Origin of the sequence: Thioclava pacifica DSM 10166 (assembly GCF_000714535.1) — a bacterium.
GTDB classification, from domain to species: Bacteria; Pseudomonadota; Alphaproteobacteria; order Rhodobacterales; family Rhodobacteraceae; genus Thioclava; species Thioclava pacifica.
Window position 1 is genome coordinate 144,321 of record NZ_AUND01000034.1, and the last position, 13,667, is coordinate 157,987.

The 13,667-nt window shown below is 62.5% G+C and carries 12 protein-coding genes; 4 read left to right on the top strand and 8 right to left on the bottom strand.

What is annotated here, in order from left to right:
- Nucleotides 1-6: 6 nt before the first annotated feature.
- Together TP2_RS12745 and TP2_RS12750 are read right to left on the bottom strand one after the other, a co-directional pair.
- Nucleotides 7-879 carry a phosphoribulokinase gene (locus TP2_RS12745; RefSeq protein ID WP_038078098.1) on the bottom strand — a complete coding sequence of 291 codons (873 nt, stop codon included), beginning with the start codon at nt 877-879 and terminating at the stop codon, nt 7-9.
- Nucleotides 880-881: 2 nt separating this feature from the next.
- Nucleotides 882-1,877: a class 1 fructose-bisphosphatase gene (locus TP2_RS12750; RefSeq protein ID WP_038078099.1), complete on the bottom strand. Its 996-nt coding sequence runs from the start codon at nt 1,875-1,877 to the stop codon at nt 882-884.
- Between the two features lie 106 nt (nt 1,878-1,983).
- Here TP2_RS12750 and cbbR point away from each other — a divergent pair, with 106 nt between their 5' ends.
- Nucleotides 1,984-2,913 (top strand): LysR family regulator CbbR, encoded by a 930-nt coding sequence (cbbR, locus tag TP2_RS12755; protein ID WP_038078100.1) that lies wholly within the window; start codon nt 1,984-1,986, stop codon nt 2,911-2,913.
- Between the two features lie 45 nt (nt 2,914-2,958).
- Nucleotides 2,959-3,930 carry a quinone oxidoreductase family protein gene (locus tag TP2_RS12760; protein ID WP_038078101.1) on the top strand — a complete coding sequence of 324 codons (972 nt, stop codon included), beginning with the start codon at nt 2,959-2,961 and terminating at the stop codon, nt 3,928-3,930.
- 84 nt (nt 3,931-4,014) lie between these two features.
- On the opposite strand, the gene TP2_RS12765 is transcribed toward TP2_RS12760, so the two are convergent.
- The 6 genes from TP2_RS12765 to TP2_RS12790 form a co-directional block, all read right to left on the bottom strand.
- Nucleotides 4,015-6,228 carry a hybrid sensor histidine kinase/response regulator gene (locus TP2_RS12765; protein WP_038078102.1) on the bottom strand — a complete coding sequence of 738 codons (2,214 nt, stop codon included), beginning with the start codon at nt 6,226-6,228 and terminating at the stop codon, nt 4,015-4,017.
- Complete coding sequence (locus TP2_RS12770) at nt 6,225-7,394, bottom strand: FIST N-terminal domain-containing protein (RefSeq protein WP_157617125.1); 1,170 nt, start codon at nt 7,392-7,394, stop codon at nt 6,225-6,227. Before TP2_RS12770 ends, TP2_RS12765 begins: the two co-directional genes overlap by 4 nt.
- Before the next feature lie 22 nt (nt 7,395-7,416).
- The gene (locus tag TP2_RS12775) at nt 7,417-8,124 is read right to left on the bottom strand and encodes a response regulator (RefSeq protein ID WP_038078103.1); all 708 of its coding nucleotides are present in this window, start codon (nt 8,122-8,124) and stop codon (nt 7,417-7,419) included.
- Nucleotides 8,125-8,341: 217 nt separating this feature from the next.
- Entirely contained in the window at nt 8,342-10,108 is a 1,767-nt protein-coding gene (locus TP2_RS12780; protein ID WP_038078111.1) for a PQQ-dependent methanol/ethanol family dehydrogenase, read from the bottom strand.
- 146 nt (nt 10,109-10,254) lie between these two features.
- Entirely contained in the window at nt 10,255-10,635 is a 381-nt protein-coding gene (locus TP2_RS12785; RefSeq protein ID WP_038078113.1) for a c-type cytochrome, read from the bottom strand.
- 189 nt (nt 10,636-10,824) lie between these two features.
- Entirely contained in the window at nt 10,825-11,370 is a 546-nt protein-coding gene (locus TP2_RS12790) for a tetratricopeptide repeat protein (protein WP_038078116.1), read from the bottom strand.
- Nucleotides 11,371-11,521: 151 nt separating this feature from the next.
- On the opposite strand from TP2_RS12790, the gene TP2_RS12795 reads away from it, so the two are divergent.
- On the top strand, nt 11,522-12,697 hold the full coding sequence (locus TP2_RS12795) for an ABC transporter substrate-binding protein (RefSeq protein WP_240473762.1): 1,176 nt from the start codon (nt 11,522-11,524) through the stop codon (nt 12,695-12,697).
- Entirely contained in the window at nt 12,694-13,656 is a 963-nt protein-coding gene (locus tag TP2_RS12800) for a YVTN family beta-propeller repeat protein (protein ID WP_038078117.1), read from the top strand. The genes TP2_RS12795 and TP2_RS12800 overlap by 4 nt, the downstream gene beginning before the upstream one ends.
- The last annotated feature ends 11 nt before the right edge of the window (nt 13,657-13,667 follow it).

The following is a 13,667-nucleotide window of genomic DNA, read 5'->3' on the forward strand; positions in this document are numbered from 1 at the left end:
CCTCCCTCAAGCACGCTTGCTGTCGCGCACCATGCGCTCGATCAGCGGGGTCAGGATAAGTTGCATCGCGAGATCCTGCTTGTTGCCCGGAATGACGATCGAATTGGCACGGCTCATCCAGGAACCGTTGATCATCGAGGTCAGGTAGGGGAAATCGATCCCGCGCGGGTTCTTGAAGCGGATCACGACGAGGCTTTCATCGGCCGTCGGAATCCAGCGCGCCACGAACGGGTTCGACGTGTCGACGACCGGCACACGCTGGAAGTTGATGTCGGTCTCGGTGAATTGCGGGCAGATGCAATGCACATAGGAGTGCATGCGGCGCAGGATCACGTCGGTGACGGCCTCGGTGGTATAGCCGCGCGAAGCACGGTCACGGTGGATCTTCTGGATCCATTCGAGGTTGATCACCGGAACCACGCCGATCTTGAGATCCGCATGCTCTGCCAGGTTCACCTCGTCGTTGACGACGCATCCATGCAGGCCTTCGTAGAAGAGCACGTCCGAGCCATCGTCGAAATCGCTCCATTCGGTGAAATGGCCCGGCGGCGTGCCCCATTTCTCGGCTTCGACATCGTCATGGACGTAATGGCGGGTCTTGCCTTTGCCGGTCTCTCCATATTCCCGAAAGACGCGCTCCAACTCTTTGAGTTCGTTGGCTTCATAGGAGAAATGCGAAAAGCCCTGATCGCCTTCGTCATAACGCTTCTGAAGTTCCGTCTTCATGTCCGCGCGATTGAAACGGTGGAAGGCATCGCCTTCGATCGAAACCGCCTTGATACCTTCGCGGCGGAAGATCTGGTCGAAGGTGTTCTTGACGGTCGACGTGCCGGCGCCGGACGAGCCGACAACAGAAATGATGGGGTGTTTCTTGGACATTCTCAGCTCCGGAACAGGCCGCGGGAATTGAAGAGCGCGTGGCTCTCGTCATGCGGCAGGTCGTGATAGGCAGCGACGCGGGCGACTTTCGTGCTCGAACCGAAGACGAAAGGCGTGCGGGCGTGCAGGCGGTCGGGCAGGGCGTTCAGGATCGGGTCGGCCCCGTCCGTGGCCCCGCCGCCAAGTTGCGTGATCAACAGGGCGATCGGGGCGCATTCATAGACATGGCGCAAGCGACCGCGCTCATAGCCTTCGCGATCATCGCCCGGATAGAGGAAGACGCCGCCACGCGAGATGATGCGGTGCGTTTCGGCCACCAGCGAGGCGATCCAGCGCATGTTGAAATTGCGCCCGCGCGGCCCTTCGGCACCGGCGACCATGTCGTCGATGAAGGCGCGGATCGGTTGCGGCCAGTGGCGGTAGTTCGAGGCGTTGATCGCGTATTCCGAGGTTTCGGGCGGCAGCGGCTTCGGGTCGGCAACGCGGGTCCAGATATCGGTGCCCGGTTCAAGAACCCATTGCTGCACGCCTTTGCCGAAGCTCACGACCAGCGCGGTCTGCGGCCCGAAGATGATATAGCCGCCGGCTATCTGTTCGGTGCCCGGGCGCAGGAAGCTCTCATCGGGTCCCTCCGCCTTCGGGAAGATCGAGAAGATCGTGCCGATCGAGACGTTCACGTCGATATTGGACGAGCCGTCGAGCGGGTCGATGGCGAGCGCCAGCGTGCCGGTCTCGAAATCGACCACGTCATCTTGCTCTTCAGATGCATAGTAGCGCACGGCGCCATCGCGCAGCGCATCCATGAACGCCTCATCGGCGATCACGTCGAGGGCTTTCTGACCGTCGCCGCCGGCATTGGTGCCGGCCGCCTCGGCGAGATTTCCCTCAAGGCCATTGCGGGCGATGATCCGCGCCAGGGTGGCGCCAACGCTGGTCAGGCGTGTCATGGTGTCGGCCAATTCGGGCGACAAGCCCAGGCCGTCGAAGCTTACTGACATCGGTCCCTCCTCCAAGACGATGTGCTGTCGAGGTGGAGCATTGCGAAAGAAAACGTTTTATGAAATTTAAATCTTAGGAAGTCGCGTTAAAGAAAGTTGAAACACCATGCGGATGAATGCCTTGACGCTGAAACAACTGCGCGCGCTCGATGCAGTGGCGCGCGGCGGTTCGTTAACGGCTGCCGGGGAGGCGCTCGGCCTGACGACCCCGGCAATTCACACGCAGATCAAGGGCTTGGAAGAAGCGCTCGGAATGAAGCTGATTCAGCGCGCTGCGGACGGCTCGGGGTCGGAGTTGACCGAAGCCGGCATGGCACTGCGCGAGACGGCGCGGCGAATCGAGGACAACTTGTCGCAGGCTGCCGCAAACCTGCTCGCGATCCAGCGTGGGCAATCTGGCAGGGTCACGCTTGGTGTCGTCTCGACGGGGAAATACTTCGCGCCGCGATTGGTGAAGATGCTTCAAGACGCGCATCCCGAGATCGAGGTGGCGCTGCGCGTGGGCAACCGGTCCAGCATCATCGAAGGCGTCGAGCGCGGCACGTTCGATCTTGCGATCATGGGGCGTCCGCCGCGCCATCCGCCGGTGATCGCGGAGCCGATCGGCGAGCATCCGCATGGCTTGATCGTGCCGCCGGGCCATCCGCTGATCGGGCAGGGGATGCAGCTCGATCTTCTGTTCGACCAGACTTTCCTCGCCCGCGAACAAGGCTCGGGCACGCGGATCGTGATGTCGCGCTGGCTGGACCGCATCGGAGATGGTCGGATCTATGACACGCTCGAGATGGATAGCAACGAAACGATCAAGCAAGCGGTCATGGCCGGGCTCGGGATCGCGTTTCTGAGCCTGCACACGGTGATGGATGAATTGGCGACCGGGCGTTTGGTGCAGATCGAGGCGCCGGGGCTGCCGCTGATGCGCCACTGGTTCCTGGTGCGGCGTGAAGAGGAACGCACGCGCGAACTCGCGCTGCGGGTCTGGGAGGAGATCGTCGAGATGAACGGCTCTTTCCTCCCGCGGATGACCCAAGATTGACCTTGCCCGCGGCTGAGTTAACTCTGTCGCAAAAGGGAGGTGCTCATGGCATATGCAATGGCAATCAAGGCGCCCGGTGGGCGCGATCAATTCCATCGGATCGAGATCGAGCCGCCGCAGCCGGGCCCCGGTGAGGTCACGTTAAGGCACACCGCTATCGGATTGAATTTCATTGATGTTTATTTCCGCTCCGGGCTTTATCCCTGGCCGGTGGAGCGCGATCTCGTCACCGGGGCCGAGGCTGCGGGCGTAATCGAGGCGGTTGGCGAGGGCGTCGACCTGAAACCGGGCCAGCGCGTTGCTTACACGCTGCCGAACGGCGCTTACGCGAGCCATAGGGTTGTTGCGGCCGACCAGCTTGTGCCTGTGCCCGACGCGATCTCCGACGAGGTTGCCGCGGCCGTTATGGTCAAAGGCCTCACGGTACATTACCTGATACATCATTCTTTTGAGGTAAGTGACGGGGATCATGTTCTTTTCCACGCTGCGGCGGGTGGCGTCGGGTTGATCGCCGGGCAATGGCTCAAGGCCAAGGGCGTGACGGTTTATGGTACGGCTGGCGGTCCGGAGAAATGCGCGCTCGCAAGTGATCATGGTTATGCGCATGTCATCGACTATCGCAGCGAGGATTTCGTCAAGGAAGTCATGCGATTGACGGACGGCGCTGGTGTTGAGGCCGTGTATGATTCCGTTGGTGCCGATACGTTGATGAAATCGCTCGATGTGATCAAACGGTTCGGAACGCTCGTGAGCTTCGGTCAAAGTTCTGGGCCGCCGGATCAGTTCAAGGTCGGCGATCTGACGCGCAATTCACTGCGATTGACGCGCCCGACGCTGTTTCATCACACGACGCGTCCGGGATGGTTGCTCAAAGCCTCGGCAGAACTCTTTGATATGATTGCGAAAGGCGCGATCAAGATTGAGATTGCTCAGAGGTTCGATCTCGGTGATGTGGCCGCTGCGCATGAGGCTCTGGAAGGCCGTAAAACGGTGGGGAGCACGGTTTTGATCCCGTAAAGGCGTCAAAATAGCACTTTAACGTTACATAATACTGATTATGCGCTTTACGGACGAGCAAAGGGATGGCGCATTATGCGCCCCCTAGCGACCTGATCCAAAGAGAAATGCCGCCAACTGTGCCGTTGGCACGGGTTTCGTGAGGATCTCAACTTGAGCTGGTTGAGCCCTTTTGCGCAGTGCCTCGGAGCGATCCGCGGTGACCAGCCGTACGGGAACGTCGCTGTGACGCGCGCGCAATACCTCGATCAGCGTAAGCCCGTCCATTCCGTCACCGAGTTGGAAATCGATAAGACAGGCATCGGGCTCGAGTTCCGTTGCCTCAAGCAACTCCAAGGCCTCTTCGCCAGAACTTACGTCGAGCACGGTCACGCCCCATTTCTCCAGCAACTGAGTCATCGCGCGCGACAGCTCGGCATCGTTTTCGACCAGCAGCACGACAATATCGCCCCCTTCCGGATCACGTGCGACTGCGATCTGATCTTCCTCGGGGCGTGCAATCTGTCCGAGCGCAGGCTTCAAGCCCAGCGAAAAGGTCGAGCCACAGCCAGGTGCCGAGCGCAGTGTCAGCGGATGGCCCAGCACAGCCGCAGCGCGTTCGACGATCGCAAGTCCCAGGCCCATACCCTCGGAGGCTGAGGCTTTGGCGTTAAGGCGCTGGAATTCCTGGTAAATCACGTCCTGATCATCTTCGGCGATCCCCGGCCCGCTGTCGCGCACCTCGACAAAGACCCCATCCCGACGCTGGCGCAGCGCGACGAAGACGCCTCCGGAATTCGTGTACCGCACCGCGTTAGAAATCAGGTTTTGCAATATCCGACGCAGGTAAGTCCGGTCGGAAATGACCACCGCATCGGTCGGTTTTATGCGTAATTTCAGCCCCTTGATCTGCGCATGCAACGTAAATTCGTCGCGCAGCGCGGCGAAGATCGGTCCCAAGGCCACAGGTCCCGGATCGACCGAGACATGCCCGGATTCCAATCGCGAGATATCGAGAAGCGCGCCGAGGATGCCCTCGACCGACAGGAGTGCGTTATGCGCTTTCTCGACCGTGCGGGCGGCCATTTCGGCGGTGTTTTCCTCGCCGAGCGAGGCAAGATAGAGCTTCGCTGCCGAGAGCGGTTGCAAAAGGTCATGGCTTGCCGCCGCAACGAAACGCGCGCGAGAGGCATTCGCGCGCTCCGCACGGGCCAGCGCGTCTTCCAGCTCCAGCGTGCGTTCTGTCACACGCGCCTCGAGCGTCTCGTTGATCCGGCTCAGCCCCTCGATCGCATGACGCTCGGCGGAGATATCCGAAAGCGACATCACGAAGCCGCCGTCGGGCAATTCCTGCGCAAAGATTTCGAAGACCTTGCCGCCGTCCTGCGTCACCTCGACCTGGAAATGATCGCGGCGCAGCGCCCGGCGCACCCAATCGCCCAGACGATGCGCCGAGAGCCCGTTGGGAAAGATGAACTGGTCGCGCACCTGATCGAGTATGGTGTCGAAATGCATCCCCTGCCGAAGCCGGTTGCGCGGCAGAAGAAGGAACTCGCTGAGCCGCGCGTTCCAGCCAAGCAGACGCAGTCCCGCATCGAAAATGCAGACACCGAGTTTCAGATGCTCGAGCGTCGCTCGCAGGATTTGTGCCTGATCATCAAGGAGCCTGCCCCGCTCTTCGCGCTCGGCACGGATCAGGTCGGTCACCTCGGTTTGCAAGATCACCGTGCCGCCATCATGGGTGCGGTGTTCCGAGACCTGCATCCAGCGACCATCTCCCATCGGCTGGTTGAGGATGAAATGGTGTTCGGCATGGCGCGCCCGCCGCATCGCGATCCATTCGATGCGCGTCATCCCGGCGGGCATGTGAAGATGTTCGGAGGACGCGACCAGATCGAGATAAGCATGGAAATTCAGCCCCGGCACGATCCGGTCGCGCACGTCGCTCAGCAGTGCATTGAAGCGCGAATTGGCCATCACCAGCACATCTTGCGCGTCAAACAGTGCAAACCCGTCCTGCACCGTCTCGATCGCCGCGGCGAGGTTCTGACGGGCAGTCTCGGTCTCGCGGTTCGCATCGGCCAGCCGCGCATTCGACGCGTTGAGAAGATCGAGCGCACGTTCGAGGTCACGGGTGCGTTCGCGCACCTGATCTTCCAACATCGCAGCACGCTGGAACTGCGCGAATGCGGCGCCGCGATCCTCGTTCATCTCTTCGGAATGGCGGATCAGCGCCTCGGCGATGGTCAGAAGTTTCGCATTCTGCCGTTCCAGCGTATCGGCCGGATCGAGGAGCGACGTGGCAAGGGATTGTTTCATGGCGTGGCGTCCACCGGTTCGGGCGGAAAGAAGGCCACGCCCGTCATCGTCTGGTTCACATGCATCGCGCCAATCTGTTCGCCATAGGTCGAGAAGCCCACGACCCCGTGGCGCGCGAGCGTATCGGAGACGGCCCGCGCGGATTGGCGTCCCTCGGCCTCGAAACGCCGGAAGATGCAATCAAAGCCCAGCACCGCCGAGGGCTGTCGGCGCGCCGAAAGCGCATCGAGTTCGCGCGCGAGATGGGCCGAGATGTCTTCGGGTTCGCCCAGCGTCAGCACAAGACCCTCGTCGATCGCAGCAAAGAACACGAGCGAGTCCCCTGCCCCGACCTGCTGGATCGAACGCGCGTGATAGCGTCCGCCCACGCGCACCAGCACCGGGTTCGCGGCAAAGACCGTCGGCGACAGATCCTCGACCTGGAGCCCCAGAAGCCGTGCGTATTCCCGCGCGGCCGGTTCGTCATTGATGCGCATGACCGCGCGGGCATCCGGGTCGGCGCGGGTCACGACCATGCGCGACATCGTGGGTTTCAGATGGTTGAAGGTGAAAAGCTGCACATCGCAGGCCGAGCGCACGATACTCAGCACCGCGGCGTTGGAAAACCGCCGCCCCCGCGCGAAGAGTTCGGTGCGCTCAAAGCGGATCCCGTCGCCCGCCGATCCGCCAAACAGCGGCACTGGCCCGAGCCCACCCGAAAGCGCGGAGACCAGTGCATCTTCTTGCCCGGACAAGCCATCCACCAGCAGAACCGCGAACTCGCTGGCCCGCGCAAAGGCGCGCCGCGCGAGGCTTTGGCGTGCGCGCAGCAGGTCCGAGACGAGGGCTTTCGTGTCCAGCTCATCAAGGTTTTCGATGACGAGGATCTCGGTCGAAAATCCGGCGGATGGCAGCGCGAAGGCGACGATCTGGCCTGCATCATAGCCGCGCGACGTGATCTCCCCGGCTGTGGTGCAGCCGACGACTTCGGCCTCGGGCCACAGGACCTGGCCTTCGCGCGCGAGGCTCTCGATATCGGCCTGTGCATCGGCAAAGAGAAAGACCTGTGCGAGTTTGCCCGGGCCCATCGCCTCGGCGATCTGGCGCAGCGCGTCAGGGGCGTCCGCCGGCGCGCAGGCCGAACGCGGACAGCCGGGCCCCGCCGGTCTGGTCAAAGTTTCTCGCATGGCTCCTCCCAACATCGGGAGGTTAGCCCGTTCGCCAGCTTTCCGGCAATCCCGACATGCTCTGCGCCTCGCGCGCGATCAACACGGCCTGGGTACGCGAACAGACGCCGAGTTTGCGCATGATGGCGGTGACATGGGCTTTCACCGTGGTCTCGGCGATGTTGAGGTCGTAGGCGATCTGCTTGTTCATCTTGCCCTCGCAGATCTGCTCGAGGATGTTGGCCTGCTGCCGCGTGAGCTGGCTCAGTCGGCGGATCGCCTCATCCTGCGGGCTGAGGCCATTGCCTTCGGCCAGCGCCTCGCCATTGGCTTCGGGCACGAAGACCTCGCCCCGCCCGATTGCGGCGAAGGCGGCGCGGAACAGCTCGCGGCGCGAATGTTTGGGCACGAAACCTGCGGCGCCCGCAAGGATCGCCGAGCGGATCACCCGCGGCTCATCAAGCGACGAAACCACCATGATCGGCAGCTCGGGCGCCGCCTGCTTGAGCCGCATCAGCCCGTCGAGCCCGTTCACATCCGGCAGGTTGAGGTCGAGCACGATCACATCGGGGGTGGCACCCTCTTCGATCTTGTCGAGCGCCTCGGCGAGCCGTTCGGCATGGATCACCGTTTCGATCCCCGCCACTGCCTGCAAGGTCATCGCGAGCGCATCGCAAAAGAGCGGGTGATCCTCGACGATGAGGGCCGAGGTGAACTCGGTTCGGTGCTGCGGAGCTGCGCGATCCTTCATGGGGCGTCCTTCGGTCTGCATCGCGAGGGTTAAGGCCCCGCTTTCTCCCAGCCTAACGCGCGTGGCGGTGCGAGGGATACTGGCAAAAAGTAGGATATGGAGGTCCGCGAGGCTCATCCTCGCGTCCGGATCGGTCGAGTCACTTGGCCCGCTCTTGCCGTGCCCAAAGAAAAAGGCGCGAGGTTTCCCACGCGCCTTCGTATCTCTCAGTTTAGGATCAGTTCGCCGAGGCAAGCTGCTTGGGCAGGCGGAATGTCCAGACCATACCACCCTGGTTGAGGTAGTTGACGTGCTTGGCCACCTCGCCGCCCCAGAGCGGAACCGCGCCGCCCCAGCCCGACATCACGGTCACGTATTGCTCGCCATCCTGTTCCCAGGTGATCGGCTGGCCGACGATGCCCGAGCCGGTCTGGAAGGACCACAGCTCTTCGCCGGTCTCGTCGTCGAGCGCGATGAACTTGCCCTCGGGCGTGCCGAAGAACACCAGTCCGCCAGCGGTCGCCATCGTGCCACCCCAGAGCGGCGCGTCGTTCTTGTACTCCCACTTCACCTCACCGGTGTTCGGGTCCATCGCCTTGAGCGAACCGATGTAATCCTCGAACAGCGGCTTGATGGTGAAGCCCGCACCCAGATAGGCCGCGCCCTTCTTGTAGGAGATCGGCTCGTTCCAGATATCCATGCCCCATTCGTTCGAGGGCACGTAGAACAGGCCGGTCTTCTGGCTGTAGCTCATCGGCATCCAATTCTTACCGCCCAGGAAGGAGGGCACCGCGAAGACCTGCTGACCCTTGCCGTCATCCGAGCTGGCATTGGGCGCGCCGGGACGGTTGTCCTCGTTGTAGATCGGGCGGCCGTTCTCATCGATGCCCTTGGCCCAGCTGATATCCTTCACGAACGGATAGGCTGCGATGAATTTCCCGTCGTCGCGGTTGAGGATGTAGAAGAAGCCGTTGCGGTCGGCAGTGGCGAAGCGCTTGTTGCCGTCCTTGTCGGTGAAGGCGATCACCTCGTTCACGCCGTCAAAGTCCCAGCCCTCGCGCGGCGTGGTCTGGAAGTGCCACTTGATCTCGCCGGTCTTCGGGTCGATGCCCAGACGCGAGGCGGCATAGAGGTTGTCACCGGTGCCGTCGTTCTTCTCGCCCGCATTGCGCAGCCACGAGTTCCACGGCGCCGGGTTGCCCGCACCGAAGATCAGCGTGTCGGTATCGGCATCATAGGAGCCGCCGAGCCAGGTCGCCCCGCCCCCGGTCTTCCACATATCGCCCGGCCAGCTCGCATTCAGCGTGCCGGTCATCGTGCTTTCCTTGCCGTTCAGCGTGCCCATATGGCCTTCGATGGTCGGACGGGTCCAGACCAGCTCGCCGGTTTCGGCATCACGCGCCTGCACTTCGCCGACGATCCCGAATTCACCGCCCGAATTGCCGGTGATGACGAGCCCGTTCACGATCAGGGGGGCCGCCGTGTAGGAATAGCCTTCCTTGTAATCGGCGATCTTCTTGTTCCATTTCACCTTGCCGGTCTTGCGATCGAGCGCGACGATGCGTGCATCGAGCGTGCCGAAATAGACGTTGTCGCCATAGATCGCGGCACCGCGGTTGATCACGTCACAGCAGGGCAGGATGCCTTCGGGCAGACGCGCGTCGTATTGCCAGAGCTCCTCGCCGGTTTTCACGTCGACCGCCCACATCCGGGAATAGGAGCCGGTGATATACATCACGCCGTCATAGACGAGCGGCTGGCTCTCCTGGCCGCGCTGTTTCTCGCCACCAAGCGAGAAGGCCCAGGCCGGGACAAGGTTTTTCACATTGTCCTTGTTGAGCGTGTCGAGCGGCGAATAGCGCTGGAGATGGCGGCCCATCCCGTTGGTCAGCACATCACCGGTGCTGTTCTGGTCATTGGCCAGATCCTGCTCGGTCACGCCCGCCGTGGCGGCGGTCCCGAGGCAGGAGATGGCAACGACGGCGGCCAGTACGAATCTGTTCATCATGTCCTCCCGTTGATCTCCCCACCGTGGGCTCACCTCCGGCTCACGGTGCATCACGGATCAAGTATCGACGGCAGGCTCGTGGCGTATATTGTCCATTGGTCTTACGCCCCATGCGACCCTGCCGCAGATGCGGGAGGCGGGCCTCAATGCAGGGTCGTGAGATAGCTTACGATGAAGTCCTGAACGGTCGGATCCTCGATCCCGACATGGCGCATCTTGGTGCCGGGAACGAATGCGTCATTGTCTTCCATCCAGGCGCGCAACGCCCCCGGCGTCCAGACGAAACCTGCATTTTCAAGGGCTTCAGAATAGGGATACCCGTCTTTGGTGCCGGCTTTGCGCCCGACGACACCGTTCAGGAGCGGGCCGTAGCTCGCCTTGTCGGCATCGACGGAATGGCAGCGCTTGCAGGCGGTCTCGAACAGTTCGGCCCCGGCATCGACCTTGACCTTTTCGAAGGTCTCGGCCTGCGCGGGCAGGCTCAGGCAGATCAGGGCGAGGGCGGAAAAGATCGGGCGGATCATTGGCTTGTCTCCTGTGGCGAATGTCACCGGCGAGACTGCCTCCGCACGGGCGAGAGGGGCTTGACACGGATCAAGCTCCCCCCCCGACCTTGGTCGTAATTCGGGATGAATACTGCCGCGGTCACGGGAAAAATGGAGGCGGCCGGGCCGAGACGAGAGAGAGGACCCCCGGCCGCCTGATACGCGATCTCAGGACAGAGGCGCGTATTTCCAGTTGTCGGCGTCGGGCGTGACCTCATCGAGATCGTAACCCGCGCCCTGCAAACGTTTCGCGGTTGGCAGGCCAGCCTCGGCAGCGCGGTCCACAAGGGCCCTGCCCGCGGCCTCATCCTTGGCCACGCCGCGTCCGCGCATAAGGTCGAGCCCACGGTTGAACATGCCCACCGGATCGCCCAGATCCGCCGCGCGCTTGTCCCAATCGGCCGCGGCACCGGGCTCGAGCGGCCCGCCCAGCCCGTTATCCTCAAGCTGGCTCATCCAGGTCATCGCGCCGGTCCAGCCATCTTGCGAGCAGCGCTCGAAGAGCATCCGCGCCTCGGCATGACGGCCAGACTTCGTGATCAGATATCCCATCGCGCAATTCGTCATCGAGGTCTCGCCGCGCCCGACATCGCGCAGCGCCCGATCAAGCGACAGCTCTTCGGGGTTCAGATCGCCATAGCTCTCGGCGTCCTGAGCGGCGCCGCAAACGGGTAGTGCCGCCACCAGCGCAGCGATGATGGTAGTCTTACGCATCCTCTGACCTCCCTCGATCGTCCGAAATCAGCCTATCACGCGCGCGCGTTCAATGGATCGCCGGCCCCCCTAGACATTGGTCGTATTGCGCATACGACCCCGCATTCGCAGCATGAGTGGATCGGAAAAGTTCCGGTGCGGGAGGAATTCTTTGGCTTTTCAATGGCTCATCGGCGCTTGCGCCGCGCTTGCGCTTGCGTCCCAATCGCAGGCGGAGGTGCTGCGCATCGACTGGATCGAGCGGCAAGTCACGCCGCCACCGGTCCTGTCCAACATGGCGGCGATTCCCCCGACGCTGGGTCTCGACGGCGCGCGGCTGGCCGAGCGTGACATCGCAACGACAGGGCGTTTTACCGGGCAAAGCTATGATCTGCACGAGACCGTCGTCTCTCCCGATGCGGATTTTCTGAAAGCTGCGAAATCCGCGCTGGCAGAGGGTGCGCGCGTTCTGGTGGTCAAGGCCCCTGCCCCGGATCTTCTGGACCTCGCCGATCTGCCCGATGCGCAAGGCGCGCTCATCCTCGATGCCTATGCGCAAGACGATGCGCTGCGGGGCGCCGACTGCCGCGCGAATGTGCTGCATACCGCGCCGAGCTATGCGATGCGCACCGATGCGCTGGCGCAGTTCCTGCTCAAGAAGCAATGGCGCAAACTGGCCCTGATCGCGGGACAATTGCCCGAAGATCAGGCTTTCACCGCGGCGCTGAAACATTCGCTGGCGAAGTTCGGCCTGAGCCTTGAGGGCGAGAAAACCTGGGATTTCGACGCCAATATGCGCCGTGCCGCCGCCGCCGAGGTCCCGCTATTCACGCAAGACCTGCCCGCCCATGATCTGCTGCTCGTTTCGGATGAGCCCGGCGATTTCGCCCGCTACATCGCCTATAACACCTGGACTGCGCGCCCGTTGGCTGGCTCGGAAGGGCTCAAACCCGTGGGTTGGTCGGGCGTGGTCGAGCAATATGGCGCGGCGCAGCTACAAAACCGCTTTCGCGAGGCGGCGGGTCGCGAAATGCAACAGGCCGATTTTGCCGCCTGGATCGCCGTCGCAGCCCTTGGTGAGGCTTTCACCCGCACGCAAGCGACCGATCCGGCGACGCTTCGCGCCTATATGCTGTCAGACGAATTTCGCCTCGCGGGTTTCCTTGGCCGTCCCCTGTCTTTCCGTAACTGGAACGGACAGCTGCGCCAGCCTATCCCGCTCGTGACCGAGCGCGCAGTGGCCGCCCTCGCGCCGCTTGAAGGCTTCCTGCACCAGGCCAACGAACTCGACACTCTGGGCGTGGATGCGCCCGAGTCCCCCTGCACCGCTTTCGGAGACGCCAAATGATCCGCGCGTTACTGCTTACGACCCTGCTTGTCTCGCCCGCGATGGCGGACGAGATCTGGGTGACCAATGAGATGGACGATACGGTCAGCGTGATCGACGCGCAGACGCTTGAGGTGCTGCATACCTACGAGACCGGCGAGCGCCCGCGCGGGATCACTTTCAGTCGCGATTTCAAGCGCCTTTATATCTGTGCGTCAGACAGCGATGCGGTGCAGGTGATGGACCCCGATACCGGCAAGATCCTGCATGACCTGCCCTCTGGCGAAGACCCCGAGCAATTCGTGATCGCGCCGGATGATCGCCTTCTCTACATCGCCAATGAAGATGACGCGATCACCACGGTCGTCGACACCCAGACCCGTAAGGTCGTCTCGCAGATCGACGTGGGTGTGGAGCCCGAGGGTATGGGGATATCACCGGACGGAAAAGTGCAGGTGACGACCTCCGAAACGACCAACATGGCGCATTGGATCGACACGCAAACGCACAAGATCATCGCGAATTCGCTGGTCGATCCGCGCCCCCGCCATGCCGAGTTCAGCCCTGACGGCAAAGAGCTGTGGGTCAGTTCCGAGATCGGAGGAACGGTCGCGATCTTCGATACGACGGATCAAAGCCAGATCGGCAAGATTTCCTTCCAGCTCAAGGGCGTGCGCCCCGAGAAAATCCAGCCGGTCGGGATGCGATTTTCTCCCGATGCCTCGAAGGTCTTCATCGCGCTTGGCCCCGCGAACCATATTGCGGTGGTCGATGCGAAAACCTTCGAGGTCGAGACATACATCCTCGTCGGGCGCCGGGTCTGGCATATGGCGATCTCGCCCGACCAGACCCGGCTATTCACCACCAACGGGGTTTCGGGGGATGTGACGGTTATCGACATTGCCTCGCTCAATCCCATCGACACCGTGAAGGTCGGCCGCTTTCCCTGGGGCGCCGCGGCACGACCGACGCAAAACTAACGAGGTTTCCA